Annotated in this window: 20 protein-coding genes and 2 riboswitches; of the genes, 18 read left to right on the top strand and 2 right to left on the bottom strand. The window is 40.2% G+C overall.

The window, feature by feature from the left end; all coding sequences use genetic code 11:
* Positions 1-221 precede the first annotated feature (221 nt).
* The 17 genes from AC3WJG_RS14880 (at position 222) to cobO (ending at position 16,454) form a co-directional block, all read left to right on the top strand.
* A complete protein-coding gene (locus tag AC3WJG_RS14880; protein WP_028408299.1) occupies positions 222-1,493 on the top strand; it encodes a cation:dicarboxylate symporter family transporter in 1,272 nt (423 codons plus the stop codon).
* 107 nt (positions 1,494-1,600) lie between these two features.
* On the top strand, positions 1,601-2,638 hold the full coding sequence (locus tag AC3WJG_RS14875) for a M42 family metallopeptidase (protein WP_028408300.1): 1,038 nt from the start codon (positions 1,601-1,603) through the stop codon (positions 2,636-2,638).
* 352 nt (positions 2,639-2,990) lie between these two features.
* Positions 2,991-3,149, top strand: coding sequence for a hypothetical protein (locus tag AC3WJG_RS14870; RefSeq protein WP_013057318.1), 159 nt, complete (start codon positions 2,991-2,993; stop codon positions 3,147-3,149).
* 147 nt (positions 3,150-3,296) lie between these two features.
* A riboswitch (cobalamin riboswitch) is annotated at positions 3,297-3,475 on the top strand.
* A gap of 118 nt (positions 3,476-3,593) precedes the next feature.
* A riboswitch (cobalamin riboswitch) is annotated at positions 3,594-3,773 on the top strand.
* 102 nt (positions 3,774-3,875) lie between these two features.
* Positions 3,876-4,256 (top strand): (2Fe-2S) ferredoxin domain-containing protein, encoded by a 381-nt coding sequence (locus tag AC3WJG_RS14865; RefSeq protein WP_016764370.1) that lies wholly within the window; start codon positions 3,876-3,878, stop codon positions 4,254-4,256.
* Between the two features lie 13 nt (positions 4,257-4,269).
* Entirely contained in the window at positions 4,270-5,892 is a 1,623-nt protein-coding gene (gene cobJ / locus AC3WJG_RS14860; protein WP_337134368.1) for a precorrin-3B C(17)-methyltransferase, read from the top strand.
* Between the two features lie 18 nt (positions 5,893-5,910).
* Positions 5,911-6,822 carry a sirohydrochlorin chelatase gene (locus AC3WJG_RS14855; RefSeq protein ID WP_028408302.1) on the top strand — a complete coding sequence of 304 codons (912 nt, stop codon included), beginning with the start codon at positions 5,911-5,913 and terminating at the stop codon, positions 6,820-6,822.
* Complete coding sequence (gene cobK, locus AC3WJG_RS14850) at positions 6,819-7,586, top strand: precorrin-6A reductase (protein ID WP_028408303.1); 768 nt, start codon at positions 6,819-6,821, stop codon at positions 7,584-7,586. Before AC3WJG_RS14855 ends, cobK begins: the two co-directional genes overlap by 4 nt.
* 5 nt (positions 7,587-7,591) lie before the next feature.
* Complete coding sequence (locus AC3WJG_RS14845) at positions 7,592-8,239, top strand: precorrin-8X methylmutase (protein ID WP_013083415.1); 648 nt, start codon at positions 7,592-7,594, stop codon at positions 8,237-8,239.
* 3 nt (positions 8,240-8,242) lie between these two features.
* Positions 8,243-9,346, top strand: a complete 1,104-nt coding sequence (locus AC3WJG_RS14840; RefSeq protein WP_028408304.1) for a cobalt-precorrin-5B (C(1))-methyltransferase — start codon at positions 8,243-8,245, stop codon at positions 9,344-9,346.
* Positions 9,336-10,532 (top strand): bifunctional cobalt-precorrin-7 (C(5))-methyltransferase/cobalt-precorrin-6B (C(15))-methyltransferase, encoded by a 1,197-nt coding sequence (locus AC3WJG_RS14835; protein ID WP_028408305.1) that lies wholly within the window; start codon positions 9,336-9,338, stop codon positions 10,530-10,532. The genes AC3WJG_RS14840 and AC3WJG_RS14835 overlap by 11 nt, the downstream gene beginning before the upstream one ends.
* Before the next feature lie 2 nt (positions 10,533-10,534).
* Complete coding sequence (gene cobI / locus AC3WJG_RS14830; RefSeq protein WP_013057310.1) at positions 10,535-11,236, top strand: precorrin-2 C(20)-methyltransferase; 702 nt, start codon at positions 10,535-10,537, stop codon at positions 11,234-11,236.
* Entirely contained in the window at positions 11,233-12,009 is a 777-nt protein-coding gene (gene cobM, locus AC3WJG_RS14825; RefSeq protein WP_028408307.1) for a precorrin-4 C(11)-methyltransferase, read from the top strand. The genes cobI and cobM overlap by 4 nt, the downstream gene beginning before the upstream one ends.
* Positions 12,006-13,130 carry a cobalt-precorrin 5A hydrolase gene (locus tag AC3WJG_RS14820; RefSeq protein ID WP_098249575.1) on the top strand — a complete coding sequence of 375 codons (1,125 nt, stop codon included), beginning with the start codon at positions 12,006-12,008 and terminating at the stop codon, positions 13,128-13,130. Before cobM ends, AC3WJG_RS14820 begins: the two co-directional genes overlap by 4 nt.
* Positions 13,131-13,143: 13 nt before the next feature.
* Positions 13,144-14,526, top strand: coding sequence for a cobyrinic acid a,c-diamide synthase CobB (locus tag AC3WJG_RS14815; protein ID WP_098333073.1), 1,383 nt, complete (start codon positions 13,144-13,146; stop codon positions 14,524-14,526).
* On the top strand, positions 14,523-15,293 hold the full coding sequence (cobA, locus tag AC3WJG_RS14810) for a uroporphyrinogen-III C-methyltransferase (protein WP_013057306.1): 771 nt from the start codon (positions 14,523-14,525) through the stop codon (positions 15,291-15,293). Before AC3WJG_RS14815 ends, cobA begins: the two co-directional genes overlap by 4 nt.
* A 20-nt stretch (positions 15,294-15,313) precedes the next feature.
* The gene (locus AC3WJG_RS14805) at positions 15,314-15,883 is read left to right on the top strand and encodes a nitroreductase family protein (protein ID WP_028408310.1); all 570 of its coding nucleotides are present in this window, start codon (positions 15,314-15,316) and stop codon (positions 15,881-15,883) included.
* A gap of 31 nt (positions 15,884-15,914) precedes the next feature.
* A complete protein-coding gene (gene cobO / locus AC3WJG_RS14800; protein WP_013057304.1) occupies positions 15,915-16,454 on the top strand; it encodes a cob(I)yrinic acid a,c-diamide adenosyltransferase in 540 nt (179 codons plus the stop codon).
* A gap of 26 nt (positions 16,455-16,480) precedes the next feature.
* Here the strand turns inward: cobO and spoIIP are convergent, their stop codons facing one another.
* Both spoIIP and AC3WJG_RS14790 read right to left on the bottom strand, forming a co-directional pair.
* Complete coding sequence (spoIIP, locus tag AC3WJG_RS14795; protein ID WP_337134367.1) at positions 16,481-17,650, bottom strand: stage II sporulation protein P; 1,170 nt, start codon at positions 17,648-17,650, stop codon at positions 16,481-16,483.
* Between the two features lie 160 nt (positions 17,651-17,810).
* Positions 17,811-19,379, bottom strand: a complete 1,569-nt coding sequence (locus AC3WJG_RS14790) for an RQC-minor-2 family DNA-binding protein (protein WP_098524975.1) — start codon at positions 19,377-19,379, stop codon at positions 17,811-17,813.
* 249 nt (positions 19,380-19,628) lie between these two features.
* Here AC3WJG_RS14790 and AC3WJG_RS14785 point away from each other — a divergent pair, with 249 nt between their 5' ends.
* A complete protein-coding gene (locus AC3WJG_RS14785) occupies positions 19,629-21,221 on the top strand; it encodes an APC family permease (protein ID WP_013057301.1) in 1,593 nt (530 codons plus the stop codon).
* Positions 21,222-21,255: the final 34 nt, after the last annotated feature.

Here is a 21,255-nt window from a genome sequence, read left to right as displayed (position 1 = left end):
GCAAAAATAGAAAAATTCTTAGCAAAAAAATCTCAATATACAACAATTATTTGATATGATAAAACAGAACTGTAAGTTTTAAAAATTCGCATGTGCGGCCTTACATCCTTTTAGTAAAGAACTGTTTACATAAGGTGCTGTAAGGATGTATATTTATACACGGTTCGCGGAACCGCATATGCTCGATGGATGAAAGTCAACTGTGCGAAAGGAGCAAGAAAGTGAAAAGGTTAGGTCTAGCAACTCAGATTCTAATTGGACTGATTTTAGGCGTAGCTGTAGGTGCTATCTTTTACGGAAGCGATACAGCCATTTCTATTTTACAGCCGATTGGAGACATATTTATTCATTTAATTAAGATGATTGTCGTACCGATTGTGATTTCAGCATTAATCGTAGCGGTCGCAGGAGTAGGCGATATCAAAAAATTAGGTAAGCTTGGCGGAAAAACAATTCTTTATTTTGAAATTGTTACAACCATTGCTATTGTAGTGGGGATTATTGCCGCGAACTTATTTCACCCTGGTGCAGGGGTTGATATGGGACATATTGAAAAAAGCGATATTTCTCAATATGAGGCAACGGCAAAAACGTCTGAAAGTACAGGGATTGCTCAAGAGCTTCTTCATATTGTTCCGACAAACGTCTTTCAATCGGTAGCAGAAGGCGATCTTTTACCAATCATTTTATTTTCCGTACTGTTTGGTGTAGGCGTAGCTTCGATTGGAGAGAGAGGAAAACCTGTTTTAGCCTTTTTTGAAGGCGTCTTGGATGCAATGTTTTGGGTAACTAATTTGGTGATGAAGTTTGCTCCAGTAGGTGTATTTGCACTTATTGGTGTTAATATTATAAAGTTTGGTGTCGGATCACTTATTCCATTAGGAAAATTAGTGTTCGCCGTTTACTTCACCATGATTTTCTTTGTGCTTGTGGTTCTTGGAATTATTGCTAAAATGGCTGGAACAAGCATGTTTACGCTGATAAAAGTGTTAAAAGACGAGCTGCTTCTTGCTTTTACAACGGCAAGTTCAGAAGCCGTTTTACCGTCTCTTATCAAAAAGATGGAAGACTTCGGCTGTTCTAAATCGGTTACATCGTTTGTTATTCCAACGGGCTACACGTTTAACTTAGATGGTTCAACCATTTATCAGGCGCTGGCATCGCTGTTTATTGCTCAAATGTACGGCATCGACCTTTCCATTATGGATCAAATTCAGCTCCTTCTTGTGCTAATGTTAACCTCAAAAGGAATGGCTGGTGTACCAGGGGCATCGTTTGTAGTTGTACTTGCTACACTTGAATCTATGGGCTTCCCTCTTGAAGGCATGGCATTTATTGCAGGAATTGACCGCATTCTTGATATGATGCGTACCACAGTTAACGTAGTAGGAAATGCTTTAGCTGCTATTGTAATGTCCAAGTCTGAAGGCGAGTTTGATAAGCAAAAATCATTAAATTACACAAATGAATTAAAGAAATCAAACATAGCTTAAAACAAAAAAGCCGGGCAGATGCCCGGCTTTTTTGTTTGGAGTTGCCTGTTATCTTTTTTGAAACATATGGTAAAATAAAAGAAATGAGAGACAAAGGAAGTGTCATAATGACGGAAACTGTTCAGTTAATTAAAAAGCTTGTTTCGATTCCCAGTCCTTCTGGAAATACAGAAAAGGTAATTTCATTTGTCGAAGACTATGTAAAAGAGCTAAATATTCAAACGTATCGCAATCGAAAAGGGGGCTTAGTCGCTACTATTCCCGGTAAAGATACAGATCACCACCGCATGCTGACGGCTCATGTCGATACATTAGGTGCTATGGTAAAAGAAATCAAACCGAGTGGACGTCTGAAAATCGACCTGATTGGAGGGTTTCGCTACAATTCTATTGAAGGAGAATATTGTGAAATTGAAACTTCATCAGGAGAAGTATTTAAAGGAACCATCCTTATGCATCAAACATCTGTTCATGTGTATAAAGATGCAGGGAAAGCTGAGCGGAATCAAGAAAATATAGAAATTCGATTGGATGAAAAAGTACATAGCGCAGAAGATGTTCGCAGTCTTGGAATTGAAGTCGGCGACTTTGTTTCGTTTGATCCTCGTGTAGAAATAACAAAAAGCGGTTTTATTAAATCTCGTCATCTCGATGATAAAGCAAGCGTAGCTTTATTGCTTCAGCTCATGAAAATAATTCAAGAAGAACAGATCGAACTGCCATACACTACGCATTTTCTCATTTCAAATAATGAAGAAATTGGATACGGAGGAAATTCGAACATTACGCCTCAAACAGTAGAATACTTAGCGGTTGATATGGGTGCTATGGGAGATGGACAATCTACTGATGAATACACCGTGTCTATTTGTGTAAAAGATTCAAGCGGCCCATATCATTACGGTTTGAGAAAGCATTTAGTGGAGCTAGCTAAGCAGCATGATATTCAGTACAAATTAGATATTTATCCGTTTTACGGATCAGATGCTTCTGCTGCTATTCGTGCCGGACACGATATCGTACACGGCTTGATTGGTCCAGGAATTGATTCTTCTCATGCGTTTGAGAGAACGCATCAAGATTCATTGAATCATACGTATAAGCTTCTCTATTACTATGTTCAGTCGAACATGATTCTGCTTTAAGAAAGGGATATTTAATTAGTGTATTTTTATGCAAAGGAAAGAACAGAACGGGATTGTGATGTCTGTTCTTTCCTTTCTTAAAAAAGAAGCCGGCTGTCTGGCTTCTTTTTTTTTATAAATACTATATATTTTTTTACTGGTGAATCAACAGTTGGTTAAAAAAGCACCTTTTTAAAAAGGTACAATACTGCTTAAACCTTTTGTACATTTTGTTCATTTACAGAAGTTAAAATGTTTTTAAATTTTTAAAAGTTTCTTGTGACAAGTTTTGTAGAATGGGTTTTCAAAAGGAAATGGTTTCGTCATAATGTGGATATAGCGATCACTACAATAATCGGAGGCGAATCTTTTCATGTGGGTACTGACGGTATATGCTGGAAAAGAAATGAAAATGTTTGAATTTGAAACTGAAAAGCAGGCGAGAGAAGCTTTTGCCAAAACAAATGGCTGTAAAGTTCTTTCAGAAGTCGTGTATTATAATGATCCTCATTTAACATTGGTAGCTATATAAGTAGAAAAACAAGAGCTGATTTTTTGCTCTTGTTTTTTTATGGCTCTTTATATCCTATAAAAAGAATAGAGTTGAAATAAAAAAAAATGTACGCTATGATATGGTAGTTACTTCTATTATTCTGATAGTTTAAAAGGTTCATATATATCAAACAGCAACAGTAAAGATGCCAAGAAGGCTTAATAGGGAAACTGGTGAAAGACCAGTACTGCCCCCGCAACTGTAAGTGTGGACGAACGAGTATAACCACTGTGGAAAAATCACGGGAAGGTTCTCAAGTAGAATGATACACAAGTCAGGAGACCTGTCTTTATTGTGAAGTTTCTATTTCTCCGGGGAGCGGGAAGGGAAACGTTGGCTTAAAGTGGCATTCGTGTACACTCTTATTCTGACGTTTTACCCGCTCGCATATTAGCGAAGCGGGTTTTTCTCGTATCGCAAAACTACATATCGTGCAAAAAAGGTGCGCAATGTCCACATTGCGTTAAATGGGAAGTCTGGTGTGAAGCCAGCGCGGTACCCGCCACTGTGAAGATGAGCTGATTGCATATGCCACTGTATTCGGGAAGGCGCAATCAAGTGATGAATCGAAGTCAGGAAACCAGCCTTTTTCTAATGCGAAGCTTACCCTACGGGATATAGGTGGAAGTGCAAAAACTTAGTTTGAATTTTTCTGCGCCTCTATCATTGATAGAGGCGCTTTTTTTAGTAAAGGAGCGAATGAGTGTGACGACGTGGAACTTAAATGGAACAAAACATCACGTATTGATTTGTAATGGAAGCAGCTGTATGAGAAAAGGTGGAGAAGAAGCCACGCAAGCTATTCGAAATAAAGTGACAGAACTGGATTTGGATGAAACGGTTCATACAACGCGTACACGTTGTAACGGACGATGCAAAGATGCTCCTGTAGCTATCGTCTATCCTTCAGGAGATTGGTACAAGCAGGTCACTGAAACCGTGGCTCATCGGATTGTCGAAGAACATTTAGCAGGAGGCTGCAGTATAAAGGAATCGCTTATTTATGAATATGATCAAAATGGTTTCGTTTCTCCGGAAAACAGTGACTCCATAGAAGGAATTGACAAAGTAAAAAGTAACGCATAAAGGAGGAGCTAGCATGAAAGGTAAACTTTTAGTTATTGGATTTGGGCCGGGAAGCTTTGAACATATTACACAGCGAGCAAGAGAAGCCATTCAAGAAAGTGATATGATCATCGGTTACAAAACCTATGTGGAATTAATTCAAGGACTGTTAACGAATCAGCAAATTATTAGTACGGGAATGACCGAAGAAGTAAGCCGTGCACAGGAAGCTGTAAAGCAAGCTGAAGCAGGAAAAACCGTAGCTGTCATTTCGAGCGGAGATGCGGGAGTATACGGAATGGCAGGCCTTGTGTATGAAGTGTTGATTGAAAAAGGCTGGAAAAAAGAAACGGGCGTAGAGCTGGAAGTAATTCCTGGCATTTCGGCTATCAATTCATGCGCATCTCTCCTTGGAGCGCCCGTGATGCACGATGCTTGTACAATTAGTTTAAGTGACCACCTTACGCCTTGGGAGCTAATCGAAAAAAGAATTGAAGCAGCTGCACAAGCAGATTTTGTAGTGGCTTTTTACAACCCAAAGAGCGGAAGACGAACAAGACAAATTGTTGAAGCGCAAAGAATTCTATTAAAGTATCGTTCCCCTGATACGCCTGTTGGTCTTGTGAAAAGCGCTTATCGTGACCGTGAAGAAGTCGTAATGACCAACTTAAAAGACATGTTAAATCATGAAATTGGCATGCTGACTACCGTTGTTGTCGGAAATTCATCTACGTTCTTTTACGACGATTTAATGATTACACCGCGCGGATATCAGCGAAAATATACCCTCAACCAAACGGAGCAGCCGCTAAGACCGCATCAGCGACTTCGAAAAGAAGCAGAACCATGGGCTCTCGATCAAGAAGAGACTGTAAAGCAAACAGCTTCGACTATTGAAGCAGTTCAGACCAAAACAGAAGAAACAGCAACTTCACGAGCTCTTGCAGAAGAAGCGCTTCAAGCAATTTTAGGTGAACCTACTTCTGCGGTCGTACGTCAGCCAGTACAGTCTATTTTCGAAGTGGCGATTAGTCCAGGACTTGCCAATAAGAAATTCACGCCTGTTCAAATGACAACACTAGCAGAAGTTGTTGGTGAAAAAGGTACGATGGAGTATACACCTGACCATCAAATCAAACTGCAAATCCCAACGGCTCAGCCAGATGTGATTATTAAAAAGCTCCAAGCAGCTTCCTTTTTACTATCTCCGGTCGGAGATGTGTTCACAATTAAAGCGTGTGATTTTTGTGACGGAGAAAAAAGCGATGCTATTCCACATACGGAAGAATTACAAAAACGCCTCGGGGGAATGGACATGCCAAAAGAGCTGAAGCTTGGTATTAATGGATGCGGTATGGCTTGCTATGGCGCTGTTCAAGAAGATATCGGCATTGTCTATAGAAAAGGTGCGTTTGATTTATTTTTAGGAGCTAAAACGGTTGGACGCAATGCGCATTCAGGTCAAATTGTGGCGGAAGGTATAGCGCCTGACGACATTGTTGAAATAGTGGAGAACATTGTCCATGAATATAAAGAAAAAGGTCATCCTAATGAGCGGTTTCATAAATTCTTTAAGCGTGTGAAGAACGTTTATGGATTCGACTATCAAGATATAACACCAAAAATAAAAGTAGAACCAGCTCCGTGTGGAGATTAAAAAATGGGAGGGCATTATATGAAATCAGTTTTATTTGTCGGTCATGGAAGCAGAGATCCTGAAGGGAACGATCAAATTCGCGAATTTATTTCGACTATGAAGCATGATTGGGACGCATCTATTTTAGTAGAAACGTGTTTTCTAGAATTTGAACGCCCAAATGTAAGTCAAGGCATTGATACATGTGTGGCAAAAGGAGCACAAGATGTAGTTGTAATTCCAATTATGCTCTTGCCTGCGGGCCACTCTAAAATACATATTCCGGCGGCTATAGATGAAGCTAAGGAAAAATATCCACACGTAAACTTCGTATACGGACGTCCCATTGGCGTTCATGAAGAAGTCCTTGAAATTTTAAAAACGAGATTACAAGAATCAGGAGAGAATTTAGAAACTCCAGCTGAAGACACGGCTGTTATCGTCTTAGGGCGAGGAGGAAGTGATCCTGATGCAAACAGTGATTTATATAAAATTACGCGCCTTCTTTGGGAAAAAACAAACTATAAAATCGTTGAAACTTCTTTTATGGGCGTAACTGCTCCGCTGATTGATGAAGGGGTAGAGCGATGTTTAAAACTAGGCGCTAAAAAAGTGGTTATTCTCCCGTATTTCTTATTTACAGGAGTACTAATTAAGCGTTTGGAAGAAATGGTGACGCAGTATAAAATGCAGCATGAAAACATTGAGTTTAAGCTCGCCGGCTATTTCGGTTTTCACCCAAAACTGCAGACAATTTTAAAAGAACGTGCTGAAGAAGGATTAGAAGGGGAAGTGAAAATGAACTGCGATACGTGTCAATATCGCCTCGGCATTATGGAGCATATTGATCACCATCATCATCACGATCATGACCATGATCACGGACACCATCACCACGATCACCATCATGACCACGACCACCATGAAGATAAGGTCGGCGGGCTAAAATGATTTTATTGTTAGCCGGAACTAGCGATGCACGTGCATTAGCCGTGCAAGTGAAAAAAGCAGGTCATGAGGTTACGGCAACGGTTGTAACCGAAAACGCAGCTATCGAATTACAGCGTGCAGAAGTGAAAGTGAAAATTGGACGTCTCACAAAAGAAGATATGATGGATTTTGTAAACGAACATCGTGTAAAAGCTATTGTGGATGCAAGTCATCCCTTTGCGGAAGAAGCGTCTAAAAATGCTATCGGCGCAGCTGCTGAAACAGCGATTCCTTACATACGCTATGAGCGGGCTTCGCAGGCTTTTACCTATGATAATATGACAATGGTTTCTACGTATGAAGAAGCAGCAGAAGTAGCAGCTGTGAAAAAAGGAGTTATTATGCTCACAACAGGCAGCAAAACGCTGCAGGTTTTTACAGAAAAGCTGCTTCCTCTTTCAGATGTACGGCTTGTTGCTCGTATGCTTCCAAGGCTGGATAATATGGAAAAGTGCCAGCAATTGGGATTCCCGCAAAAAAATATTATTGCTATTCAAGGGCCGTTTACAAAAGAGTTTGATCGAGCGCTGTATAAGCAATACGGAGTGACGGTCATGGTCACAAAAGAAAGCGGAAAAGTTGGATCTGTGGATGAAAAAGTGGAAGCAGCTAAAGAGTTAGGCTTAGATATTATTATGATTGGGCGACCGAAAATTGAGTATGGAACCGTGTATTCCACTTTTGAAGAAGTGGTTCATGCTTTAGTAAACCAAAATAGGAGTTGATTGAGATGGATTTTCGTACAGAATTTAAACCGTTAACTGTTCAGCCTCAGCAAATAGAAGGAAAAAGTTTTGAGATGATTACAGAAGAGCTTGGGCCTCATCCGTTTACAGACGAACAGTACCCAATTGTTCAGCGCGTAATTCATGCGTCTGCAGACTTTGAACTTGGGCGCAGCATGCTGTTTCATCCAGATGCGATTCAAGCAGGAATTAAAGCTATTCGCAGCGGCAAGCAAGTAGTTGCAGATGTACAAATGGTGCAAGTAGGGACAAACAAGCAGCGAATTGAAAAACACGGCGGTGAAATCAAAGTTTATATTTCGGATCCGGACGTAATGGAAGAAGCAAAGCGCTTAAATACAACGCGTGCAATTATTTCGATGCGAAAAGCCATCAAAGAAGCAGACGGTGGAATTTTTGCAATTGGGAACGCACCCACAGCTTTACTTGAATTAATTCGTTTGATTAAAGAAGGAGAAGCGAAGCCTGGGCTTGTTATTGGTCTGCCGGTAGGATTTGTTTCAGCAGCTGAATCTAAAGAAGAACTTGCAAAACTTGACGTACCGTTTATTACAAACATCGGGCGAAAAGGCGGCAGTACGGTAACGGTTGCTGCATTAAATGCAATTTCAATTCTTGCAGATCAGGTGTAACGCATGAAGGAAGTACCAAAAGAACCTAAGAAACTCAGAGAAGGCTATACGACGGGCGCTTGTGCAACGGCAGCTACGAGAGCAGCTCTGCTTACGCTAATTTCAGGAGAAGTGCAAGATGAGTCAACGATTTACCTACCTGTCGGCCGCTTTGCTACGTTTCATCTTGAAGAATGCGAGTATCGCACAAGCAGTGCTGTAGCCAGCATCATTAAAGATGCTGGAGACGATCCCGATGCCACGCACGGAGCGCTGATTATTTCTGAAGTTTCGTGGTGTAATGGTGCAGACATTATCATTGATGGAGGAGTGGGAGTAGGGCGTGTGACAAAGCCCGGTCTCCCAGTTCCTGTCGGTGAGGCAGCCATTAACCCTGTTCCAAGAAAGATGCTGAAAGAAACGGCTGAACAGCTTCTAGCCCAATACAATATACAAAAAGGCGTTAAGATTGTCATCTCGGTTCCTGAAGGAGAAGAAATGGCGAAAAAGACATTAAATGCGCGTCTAGGTATTTTAGGAGGCATTTCGATACTGGGGACGCGGGGGATTGTCGTTCCGTTCTCGACAGCTGCTTATAAAGCAAGTATCGTTCAGGCCATCAGCGTTGCTAAAGCGAGTAACTGTGAGCACGTTGTCATTACGACAGGGGGCCGAAGCGAAAAGTATGGAATGAAACAGTTCCCTGAACTTCCGGAAGAAGCATTTATCGAAATGGGAGATTTTGTTGGATTTACGTTAAAACAATGTAAAAAGCAAGGAATGAAAAAAGTGTCGCTCGTAGGCATGATGGGAAAGTTTTCAAAAGTCGCGCAGGGCGTTATGATGGTTCATTCAAAAAGTGCACCCATTGATTTTAATTTTTTAGCAAAAGCTGCTTCTGAGTCAGGCGCTTCTGCTGAACTGGTAGAGGAAATAAAAGGTGCAAACACAGCTTCTCAAGTGGGAGATTTAATGACGCAAAGCGGTCATCATCAGTTTTTTGAAAAACTGTGCGAGTACTGCTGTTTATCAGCATTAAAGGAAGTAGGGGACGGAATCGATGTCGATACGTCTCTTTACACATTAAAAGGAGATTTTTTAGGACAGGCGGTGCAACATGGCAATTAAAATTATTGGAATTGGTGACGATGGGAAGTTAAGTTTGCTTCCGATGTATGAACAGTGGGTGTATGAAAGTGATGTGCTAATTGGAGGAAAGCGTCACCTGGATTTTTTTCAAGATTTCGAAGGAGAAAAAGTAGCGATTGAAGGGGGTCTTTCTCCTCTTGTTGAACGTTTAAAAAACGAAGAAGGAAATGTGGTTGTGTTAGCCTCAGGCGACCCGTTATTTTACGGAATAGGAAGCTATCTTTCTACAAAGCTAGACGTTGAAATATATCCTTATTTAAGTTCTATTCAGCTTGCATTCTCACGTTTAAAAGAGCGATGGCAAGACGCTTATTTTACAAGCGTGCACGGCAGAAGTATAAAGGGACTCGCTCAGCGCATAGACGGTCATAAAAAAGTAGCGATTTTAACAGATGAGCAAAATTCTCCTAGTGCTCTGGCAAACTACTTATTGTCATTTGGCATGACGGAATACAAGATGTTTGTAGCAGAGAATTTAGGAGGAGAAACGGAGCGCTGTCAGCTGCTTACGCTGGAAGAAGCGGCGAATCAACTCTTTTCCCCGCTTAATGTCGTGATATTAAAGCAGGTAGAAAAAAGCCCAATTTGGCCTCTTGGAATAGAGGACGATGAATTTATTCAACGCAAGCCGGACAAAGGACTTATTACTAAAAAAGAAGTTCGTACACTTAGTATTAGCGCCCTGCAGCTAAAGAGAGACAGCGTCGTATGGGATATCGGAACATGTACGGGTTCAGTCGCAATTGAAGCGGCTAAAATTGCGCGTGAAGGACAAATCTTTGCCGTGGAAAAAAATGAAGCAGACTTAGAAAACTGCAGAGAAAATCTATTGAAATTTCGAGTAGACGCCCACACTGTGCACGGAAAAGCACCGGAAGGGTTAAGTGAGTTTGCTAATCCTGATGCGGTGTTTATTGGAGGGACAGCAGGAGGCATGGAAACCATTTTGGACGTGTGCTGCAGCCGATTAAATGCAGGAGGGCGCATCGTATTAAATGCCGTAACGATTGAAAATTTAGCAGAAGCGATGAAAGCTTTTAAAGAGCGAGGATTCGAGACTGCTGTTACGCTTGCACAAATTTCAAGAAGCAAGCCCATTTTACATTTAACGCGATTTGACGCTTTAAACCCCATTTATATTATTACAGCCAAAAGAGGAGAATGAATATGATTGGAACATTGTACGGACTTGGAGTTGGACCGGGAGATCCAGAACTGATTACAGTAAAAGCATTTCGTAAATTAAAAGAATCACCCGTTATCGCGTATCCGAAAAAACAAAAAGGAAGCAAAAGCTACGCCCAAAAAATTATTGATGTCTATTTCAGTGCAAATGAAAAAGATATGCTCGGCCTTGTGTTTCCAATGACAAAAGATCCTGCTATTTTGGAAAGAAAATGGACCGAAACGGTAGAACGAGTATGGGAAAAGCTCCAGGAAGGAAAAGATGTAGCATTTGTCACAGAAGGCGACCCTATGCTTTACAGTACGTTTATTCACATGATGCGCCTGATGCAAGAACGTCACCCTGAAGCTCCGATTCAAGTAATTCCTGGTATTTCATCCATTAATGGAGCTGCATCTCGTTTAGGTATTCCGTTAGCAGACGGTGATGAACACGTAGCAATTGTTCCTGCTCGTGAAGATTATGAAACAATGAAAAAAGTATTAATGGAAAACGACTGCGTCATTTTTATTAAAGTGGCCAAAGTCATCGATTTTATGGTCGGTCTTTTAAAAGAGCTTGATCTGCTTGAAAAAGCGTCAGTGGTGACAAAAGTAACGTCAGATGAAGAAATTATCTGGAAAGCTTCAGAACTAGAAGGAGCGGATTTACAATACTTAACGCTAATGGTGGTGCGAAAATGAAGTTATACATAATCGGAGCTGGACCCGGAGATCCAGATTTAATTACCGTAAAAGGCTTAAAATTACTTCAGCAGGCAGATGTTGTCTTGTACGCTGACTCACTGGTAAGTCAAGAGCTAGTTGCTAAGTCTAAACCAGGAGCTGAAGTGTTAAAAACAGCGGGTATGCATTTAGAAGAAATGGTCGGTACGATGCTTGAGCGCATGCGTGAAGGAAAAATGGTTGTAAGAGTACATACCGGAGATCCCGCTATGTACGGAGCCATTATGGAACAAATGGTACTTTTAAAAAGAGAAGGCGTTGATATTGAAATTGTTCCGGGCGTCAGCTCCGTATTCGCTGCTGCAGCAGCGGCTGAAGCGGAATTAACCATTCCAGATTTGACTCAAACAGTTATTTTAACTCGTGCTGAAGGAAGAACGCCTGTGCCTGAGTTTGAAAAATTAACTGATTTAGCAAAACATAAATGTACGATTGCGTTATTTTTAAGCGCGACGCTCACAAAAAAAGTAATGAAAGAATTTATAAACGCCGGTTGGAGTGAAGACACGCCGGTTGTAGTAGTCTATAAAGCAACGTGGCCAGATGAAAAAATTGTTCGCACAACGGTAAAAGACCTAGATGATGCTATGCGAACAAACGGCATTCGCAAGCAGGCGATGATTTTGGCAGGCTGGGCACTTGATCCACACATTCATGACAAAGATTATCGTTCAAAACTTTATGACAAAACATTTACCCATGGCTTTCGAAGAGGAGTGAAGTCGGAATGATTCAACTCCAAGAAGGAAAAAAAGCCCTCATTACACAGCGCGGAGATTATGCCGTTGTAGCTATCACAAAACACGGCGTAGAAATTGCAAGAAATCTAGGCCGCACTTTTCAGCAGTCTGACGTGTATTACATGAGCAAATTTGAAAAAGGAGACGAACAAGAGCAGAACATTCAGCTGTTTTCAGGAAGCGTTCGGATGCTTTTGCCTTCTCTTTTTGAATCCTATAAAGGACTTATTATTATTATCTCACTCGGAGCAGTTGTGCGTATGATTGCCCCTATTTTAAAAGATAAGAAAACGGATCCTGCGGTTGTTGTCATTGATGATAAAGGTGAAAATGTCATCAGCGTGCTTTCAGGTCATATCGGAGGAGCAAATGAGCTTACGCGTGAAGTTGCGGCAGCTCTTGAAGCTCATCCTGTTATTACAACAGCATCCGATGTGCAAAAAACAATTCCAGTTGATTTATTTGGTAAGCGCTTTGGATGGGTGTGGGAATCAGCAGAAAAACTAACGCCTGTCAGCGCTTCTGTGGTGAATGAAGAAGAAATAGCAGTGGTTCAAGAATCAGGTGAAAAGAACTGGTGGCATTATGAACACCCTGTTCCAGCTAACATTAAAACGTATTCATCGATTCAGACAGCTCTTGAAGCATCGCCACATGCAGCCTTGGTTGTAACGCATCGCAATTTAGAAGAAGAGGAAGAAGCGATCTTAGAAAACGGTGTTCTTTACCGTCCAAAAGTACTGGCGATTGGGATGGGATGCAATCGAGGGACAAGTACAGCGGAAATTGAAACCGTTATTGAAAAAACGCTTGCTGAACTTCAGTTTTCAATGAAAAGTGTAAAAGCATTATGTACAATAGAGTTAAAGAAAGATGAAGAAGGGCTGTTAGAAGTGGCATCTAAGTACGGCTGGGAGTTTGTCTATTATTCGCCCCAAGAGCTAAACAGCATAAGTATCCAACAGCCTTCAGATACTGTCTTTAAATATACAGGTGCATATGGCGTCAGTGAACCTGCTGCTATGTTATACAGCGGTGCTGATAAGCTTGAACTTGTGAAGAAAAAGTCAGGGAATGTAACCATTTCAGTGGCACTTATTCCATATGACTAAAGGAGAGAGCAACATGTCAAACAGAAGACTCGTCATTGCCGGTACCGGAAGTGGCGTAGGGAAAACAACACTTACAATCGGGCTGATGGCAGCATTAAGACAAGCTGGTTACAGAGTTCAAGGGTTTAAATGCGGACCCGATTATATCGATCCAACGTATCATACGGCTGTTACAGAACGAGCGTCTCGAAATATAGACAGCTGGATGCTTGAACACGATATGGTTAGAGAAATTGTCGCTCGCGCCAGTGAAGATGCTGATATTTCCATCATGGAAGGAGTTATGGGATTTTTCGATGGGAAAAACCCGTTAACGAACGAAGGAACAACAGCAGAAATCAGCTTAATCACCAATAGCCCGGTCCTTTTAGTCGTCAATTGTGCTAGTATGGCTAGAAGTGCAGCGGCGATTGTAAAAGGGTTTCAGCAATTTTTACCGGAAGCTAACATCGTTGGTGTAATTGCTAACCGGGTTGGAAGTGAAGGACATTATAAACTTGTTAAGGCAGCGATTGAGCAGGAATGTCATATCCCTGTAGTAGGCTACTTGAAAAGAAACGATGATCTTACGATTCCTGAACGTCACCTCGGGCTCATTCCGTCGATTGAACGAGGAGAGTTAACACCGTTTTTTGAACAGTTAGGAAAGCTTGTTCATGATACAATTGATATCGAAAAAGTATATGAACTGGCTTTAGCTCCTAAAATAGAAATTAATGAGCCTATCTTTACAAAGCCGTCCGTACCTCAAGTGAAAATTGCTGTAGCGAGAGATGCCGCTTTTAACTTTTATTATGAAGAAAATTTCGAATTGTTAAAAGCTTACGGAGCAGAGCTTGTAGAATTTTCGCCTTTAAAAGGAGAAATGGTTCCACAAGATGCTGACGGTCTTTATATAGGAGGCGGATTTCCAGAAGAATTTGCTGAAACGCTGGCTAAGCAAATCGACGTTAAAAATTCTGTTCGAGCAGCTATCCAAAAAGGGATTCCTACACTAGCTGAGTGCGGAGGCTTTATGTTTTTAACAGATGGTATTGTCACAACAGATGATACATGCCATGAAATGGTGGGGCTTATTCCCGGACAAGTAAGAATGCAGACAAAATTAGCTGCTTTAGGGTACCGAGAAGTAACGGGAAAGCAGGGGAATTTTTTATTTAAAGGCGATATACAAGCTAAAGGCCATGAATTTCATTATTCAACTTTTCATTCAGAGAAAGAGTTTTCGCCTGCCTATGATACAAAAGGGATGCGAGGAATGAAAGAAGAAGGCTATATGAACAATAATTTAATTGCCGGCTATACGCACTTTCATTTCGGCTCTTCTACGAAGATGGTAGAAAACTGGGTGGAACAGTGTAAAGCGGTAAAAAAAGAAAGAAGAGATGCCGTGTGACAGTTGGAAAAGTATATTTAGTAGGAGCAGGACCAGGAGATCCGAAGCTAATAACCGTATATGGAATGGAGTGTATTCAAGAAGCGGATGTTATTTTATATGACCGCTTAGCCAACGAACAGTTGTTAAACTATGCTAAAAAAGACGCCGAGCTTATTTTTTGCGGGAAATTACCGGGTAAGCACGGAGTCATCCAAGATCGTATTCACGAACTGCTTGTTGAAAAAGCGCTTCAAGGAAAAGTAGTGACGCGCTTAAAAGGAGGCGATCCTTTTGTGTTTGGCCGCGGAGCAGAGGAAGCTGAAGTGCTTGCTACTCAAGGAATTCCTTACGAAGTAGTGCCTGGTATCACGTCAGGAATTGCAGCTCCAGCTTATGCAGGAATTCCTGTTACCCATAGAGATCATGCCACTTCTTTTGCGATTGTAACGGGTCATGGAAGAGAAGAAAAAGGAAAAGATTATTTAAATTGGTCAGCGCTTGCTCAAGGAATAGATACAATTGCGTTTTACATGGGCGTTGGAAATTTACCTCATATATGCAAGCAGTTGATGGACCATGGACGAGATAAACATACGCCAGTAGCGCTTGTTCAATGGGGAACGACGAAGTATCAGCGCACCGTAACAGGAACGCTTGCCACAATCGAAGAAATAGCAAAAAAAGCAGAAATTGCTCATCCTGCTATCGTGCTTGTAGGTGAAGTAGTGACAATTAGAGAAAAAATAAAATGGTTCGAAGAAAGAGCGGAAAATATTCTGCTTTAATGTTAAAAGGAGGAGACAATATGACGATTATCTCACAGCTAAAAGAACGAAGAGCGGTACGAGATCATGAAGCGCGTGAAGTGGAGCAAGAGAAAATCGAACAGCTGCTTGAAGCAGCAACATGGGCTCCAAATGACCGAATGAGAGAGCCTTGGAGCTTTTATGTGATTCAAGGAGAAGCAAAAAAGAAGTATGAAGAACTGGCTGAAGCTTATTTAAAGGAGCGCTTTCCTACAAAGCCCCATTTAGTAGAAAGTTCGTTAAAAGCAGTAAAAAATACGCCTGTACATATCGTCGTAACTGCTGACACAGTTGAAGGAGACGACGAAGCCACTGAAGACAACAAATATGCGGTTTCATGCGCGATTCATTCCATGTGGCTAGCAGCTAAAGAACTAGGTCTTGGATTCGTTTGGAGAACAAGAGGCGTTGGTCTTGTTCGAGACGAGAGATTGCATGAGTTTATCGGCAAGCCTTCAGGTAAAGTCGTAGTAGGAAACGTATTTTTAGGTTACCCAAATGAAGAGTCTCTTACAAAAATGAAAGAGCCTGCTAGAACACCGTTTACAGAAAAAACAACATGGCTGTAAACTGAAATTCGAAGAAAAAGAGGTTTTTAGATTGAAAGACAAACGGGGTCTTACGTTAATTTATACCGGAGACGGTAAAGGAAAAACAACCGCTGCTTTAGGTCTTGCGTTGCGCGCTACGGGACGCGGACAAAAAGTATTAATGATTCAATTTATTAAATCTCCTCAGCGTACATATGGCGAAAAGCTGATGTTTGACAGAATAGGAATTGAAATGATTCAAACAGGAGTCGGCTTTACGTGGACAAAAACACCGCCTGAACATCGTGAAGCTTTGCAAAAAGCTTGGGCGCTAACGAAGGAAAAAGTCTTCTCGAACGAATATGATGTAGTTATTTTAGACGAGTTAAATAATGCACTGGCTATCGAGAAATTTCCTATTGATGATGTGCTACCGCTACACGAAGTAATTGATCTTATTCAAAAGCGCCCTGAGCATATGCATTTGGTCATTACCGGGCGTTCTGCTAAAAAAGAAGTGATGGATGCAGCAGATCTTGTGACGGAAATGAAGCCTCATAAACATTATTATGATGAAGGAATTCCGGCTGTAAAAGGAATTGAATTTTAAAAAGCCCTCAGTGAAGAGGGCTTTTTTTATTGAGCAGGAGCATCTACTTTTTCAGCTTGCCAGTAAAATTGGCTAATGACATCAGACAGTGCTTTTGCTGTGTTGGTTAATTCATCAAAGTTATTATCAACCCCGCCCACTTCAATTAAAATCGCATTTTTAGAAACATCTTGGTTATATACACCGTTACCGCTGGATTTGTTTTTGCCAATAACTCCGCGGCTTAACCCAGGGTATTTCTTTTCAAGACCTTCATGAAGCGCTTTTGCCATTTTTAAGTTTTGTTCAAAGTTTTGATTCGCTTTCCCTAAAACAAACACAACTTTTGCATACGATTTATTGTTAATCTTAATGGTTGTATTATCTTTTCGAAGCGAATCTCGATGCAAATCGATAAAGTAAGTTAAATCTCTATTCTCAGTCATCGCCGTTTCAATGACTGTACGAGACATGGCGTACGATTGGTTGGTGTTCCAGCCTTTTTCTTTTAATTTCTGTCCAATATTGGTTTGATCCACTTCTGCCCCAATTCCCTGAGCCTCTAAATCTTTTCCTAGCATATTTGCGACTATATTAATATTGGTTTTGCTATCTACAGCTTTATTAGCATCTGGATCACCTTCAAGTCCTAACAGAGGCAAGTAAGATTCCCAGCTGTGCGTATGATAAATATAAAATACCTTTTTTCCGCCAGTTGTATTATTATTTGGAGCGTTCGTACCATCGTTTTCTTTAGGTTGCTGAACTTTTGTAGTAGAATTTCTTTCTTTTAGCGTTTCATCTAACGGCGGTGCAGATTCTCTAGGGAAGTTGGTGAAATTTGTGCCTTCACCGGCGATGATAATATTGGAGTCGTAAATACTGAATCCAGGCAGTTCTGAACCAAACAAGCTTCTCGCGTCTTCTGCTCGAATACTTGTTGATAACTCGAGCAGTGTAGAAGAAAGACCTAGAGGCGAGTAATTTTTATCAAAAGCCGTTGAAAAGTGGTGGTTTTCCTGGCTCATCAAATAATAAAGGCTTTCTGCTTTATGCTTTGATAACGTTTGATAGACAATAGAAGAATTGAACTGTTCTTTAAATGCTGAGTAACTTACTAGAACAATGATAGATGATGTCATTAAAACAACGGATAAAATAACAAGAACCATCTTATATGTTAACACTACAAAATTGGCGCGATTACTAGATTTCAATGGCGAAATCTCCTCTCTATGTCAGCGTCAGGCTAATAGGTATGAAGGACTTTGCTAATCTAGTAATGATTATATGAATGGAGGTTTCTAATTATGATAAGCATTTAATAGAGAAAGTAGTCTTCAAAATCAAAAAAGAAGAATCACGTGAGATACAATCTCATATTCTCCGTGATTCTTCTTCAAATAGACGTCGGATGGCTTCTCCTTTTGGAGTGAGGCTGAATCCTTTTTTCTCTTTTTTAAGCATCTGATAGTTTTGTAATTCTTGTAAATACGTAACAATGCGCTTGCGCTTTATGGAATTTAATAATCCAAACGCGGGTATTATATCGAGCTCTTTTTGACGAATACTGTTAGTAGAAACGCCTTCTAAAATTTGTACGTAAACCTGCTGAGTTTCCGTGTTTTTTAAGGTATCTATAAGTGTTAATAGCCGTAACATTTGGTTTGAATCAAAAGTTATTTGACCGATTTTTAGCGGAGTCGAAAGCAGGTCCTGACGCTGCTTATGAAGTTCATTTTCTATCTTAGCGCTTATTTCTGTCAGCTTCGTTTCTATTTCGTTTGGACTCATATAACATGTAAATTTGTTTGTTTCCTGCAGCAGGGTGACATCTGGAAAATCCCACTGTGAAAACCATTGAATGGAACCAACTTCGAGATTGGCATTCGGTGTCTTCACTTGTAATACGTTTTGAATGAAGGAAAGAAAGGGCTCGTTTTTCTGTAAAACTTGTTCTTCATTAAGTTGATAAGTGGTTAGGCTACACAATTTGTCTTGGATCTCTTTGATGTGCACTTCATGATGCTTTAAAAGACTTTTCCATTTAAAAAAGACAAGCAGTTTTTGAATTACTTCTTCATTTTCATCTATAATCTCTTCGAACTGCCGCTGAGTTGTAGCTAATCGTTTCGCTGCTAGCACTACATTATACTCATCATCGAGTGAAATAGTATCATTTGTGACATCATATGTTACGGCGAGACCCCTGTTTTCTGAAGTTAAGCGAATGATCTCGTTTTCTCCGTGAACAGTTAATACCGTATCTTCCGTATCTGAAAAACCTCTCTCAAAGGCGGTGGAAGAAAGAGAGCGAAAAGGTCTCATAATGATTTCAATCCGATTGCGCCAAAAAGCAATTTGCTCAGGGTTTTTCATAATAAAAAGCAAAGGTGATTTTTTTGATTGTTCAATTGCTTCAATCACATCTGCATTTCGATGATAAAGGGAAATGAGCGGATGTTTGAAGAAACACTTATTAATATGTTGAATCCATTCTTCTTTGGAAGAATCATGTATCCTAGCGCAAAACATGTAATCTTTCATAATACTTCCGAGGTAGTTTTCCAACTCATTTTTAGTTAAAACCGTAAAATCTTGAGAATAAAGCTCATCATGATGAATAGGAATGCCGCGATTCTTATTATATTCTTTCCATAGGAATGAAGTTGGTTTCCAAAAGTGAGGATAAACGTCTTCATTTTTATCAATTGCGACGGGAAAACCGCCCCTATGACTTCCATATAAGAACGTTTGAAAAAGGACTATATCTTCTTGAGATAACTCATTCATTGCTCGCTCAAAGTAGTCATTTAAACGTCCAAGCAGCCCTTTAGTATGTTTACTTCCTACGGACCGAATCGATTTATTTTTGCGTCCGAGCGGAAGGAATGTTAAGTGGTTGTAAGCTGTAAAATCAACAGGCAAATTTTCTGGTAAAGTCATTTGTCTAGCTCCTTTCATTTATTGAGTATTTTACCTATTAAAGAAGAGAAGAAAAAGTTTTAGTGTGTCTTGAATATAAGAGTTATTTTTTAAAATTTTCTGTTAATTAATCTGTAGAAATTAAGAAAAGGGATTCAAAGTGATTTTGAATGGGTATAGTAATAAAAATTTTGACACATATTATCGAATATATATGAATGTTGTCAAAAAAAACAACAAAAGTGATGATTCATCCAAAGGAGGAAGCTTATGGAGAATAAAGGTCCGTTTAAAAAGACGATATCCCTATTAGACTTAACATTGATTGGATTAGGGGCTATTTTTGGCTCCGCTTGGCTGTTTGCCGTTAGTAATGTCGCTACGCAAGCCGGTCCTGCAGGAAGTTTTTCTTGGGTTATTGGTGGAGTTATTATTTTATTAATAGGCCTTGTATACGCTGAGCTAGGGGCTGCCTTGCCTCGTACAGGAGGAATTATTCGATATCCTGTTTATTCACATGGTCATCTTGTAGGCTATATGATTTCATTTATTACGATTGTAGCGTACACTAGCTTAATTGCTATCGAAGTAACAGCTGTGAGACAGTATGTGGCCTATTGGTTTCCGGGTTTAACAAAATCTGGATCTGATTCACCGACCATATCTGGATGGATTCTACAATTTGTGTTGCTTTGCTTATTCTTTTTACTCAATTACTGGAGTGTAAAAGCATTTGCAAAATCGAATATTATCATTTCTATTTTTAAATATTTTGTACCGCTTACAGTAATCGTAACGCTGGCATTTTATTTTAAGTCAGGAAACTTTACGATGGGAGAGTTTGCTCCCGGGGGGTTTGATGGTATCCAGGCCGCCATTGCCACAGGCGGGGTTATGTTCGCCTACTTAGGCCTTCATCCAATTGTATCGGTAGCTGGAGAGGTGAAAAATCCTCAGCGTAATATTCCAATTGCTCTTGTGATTTGTATCATTCTAGCAGCTCTCATTTATACTGCCCTACAAGTATTATTTATCGGAGCTATTCCATCTGACATGATTAAAGGCGGTTGGTCCGGCATTCAAGATAAATTCTCACTGCCGTTTAAAGACATCGCTGTTGTTCTTGGCCTTGGCTGGCTAGCAACACTTGTTATTTTAGACGCTATTTTATCACCGGGTGGTAACGGTAATATTTTTATGAATACAACATCTAGACTTATCTATGCTTGGTCTCGTAATGGTACGCTATTTAAAACGTTTGCTCATGTGGATAAAAAAACAGGGATTCCTCGATCGTCTCTATGGCTTTCATTAGGACTTTCGATTTTTTGGACACTGCCATTTCCTTCATGGAATGCACTCGTAAACGTATGCTCTGTTGCGCTTATTCTTTCTTACGCGATTGCACCAATTTCATCAGCGGCCTTTATGGTGAATGCAAAAGATTTGGAAAAGCCTTTTAAATTAAGAGGAATGAGTATAATTGGTCCATTATCCTTTATTTTTGCTTCCTTTATTGTCTACTGGTCAGGATGGAAGACTATTTCATGGCTGTTAACTTCTCAATTGGTTATGTTTGTTATATATTTGATTTTTGCTAAATATGTGCCTAAAAACGAAGTAAGTCTTCGTCAGCAGATTAAATCAACTTGGTGGTTAGTTGCTTATTATATCATCATGCTCTTTATTTCTTATATTGGTTCGTTCGGCGGAGGAAAGGGTTTGATCGATACGCCTGTAGACTTAATTATCATAGCGGTCGTATCTCTTGGGATTTATTATTGGGCTAAATATACCGGCCTTCCAAAAGCGCTTATTGATTACGATCACCATCCTGAACAGGAAGAAAAAGCACCTGTATAACCTGTAAAGCAGCGATATTCGCTGCTTTTTTCTA

The organism is Priestia sp. FW507-14D1A (assembly GCF_058781295.1).
This window is presented reverse-complemented; position numbering and strand designations above follow the sequence as displayed.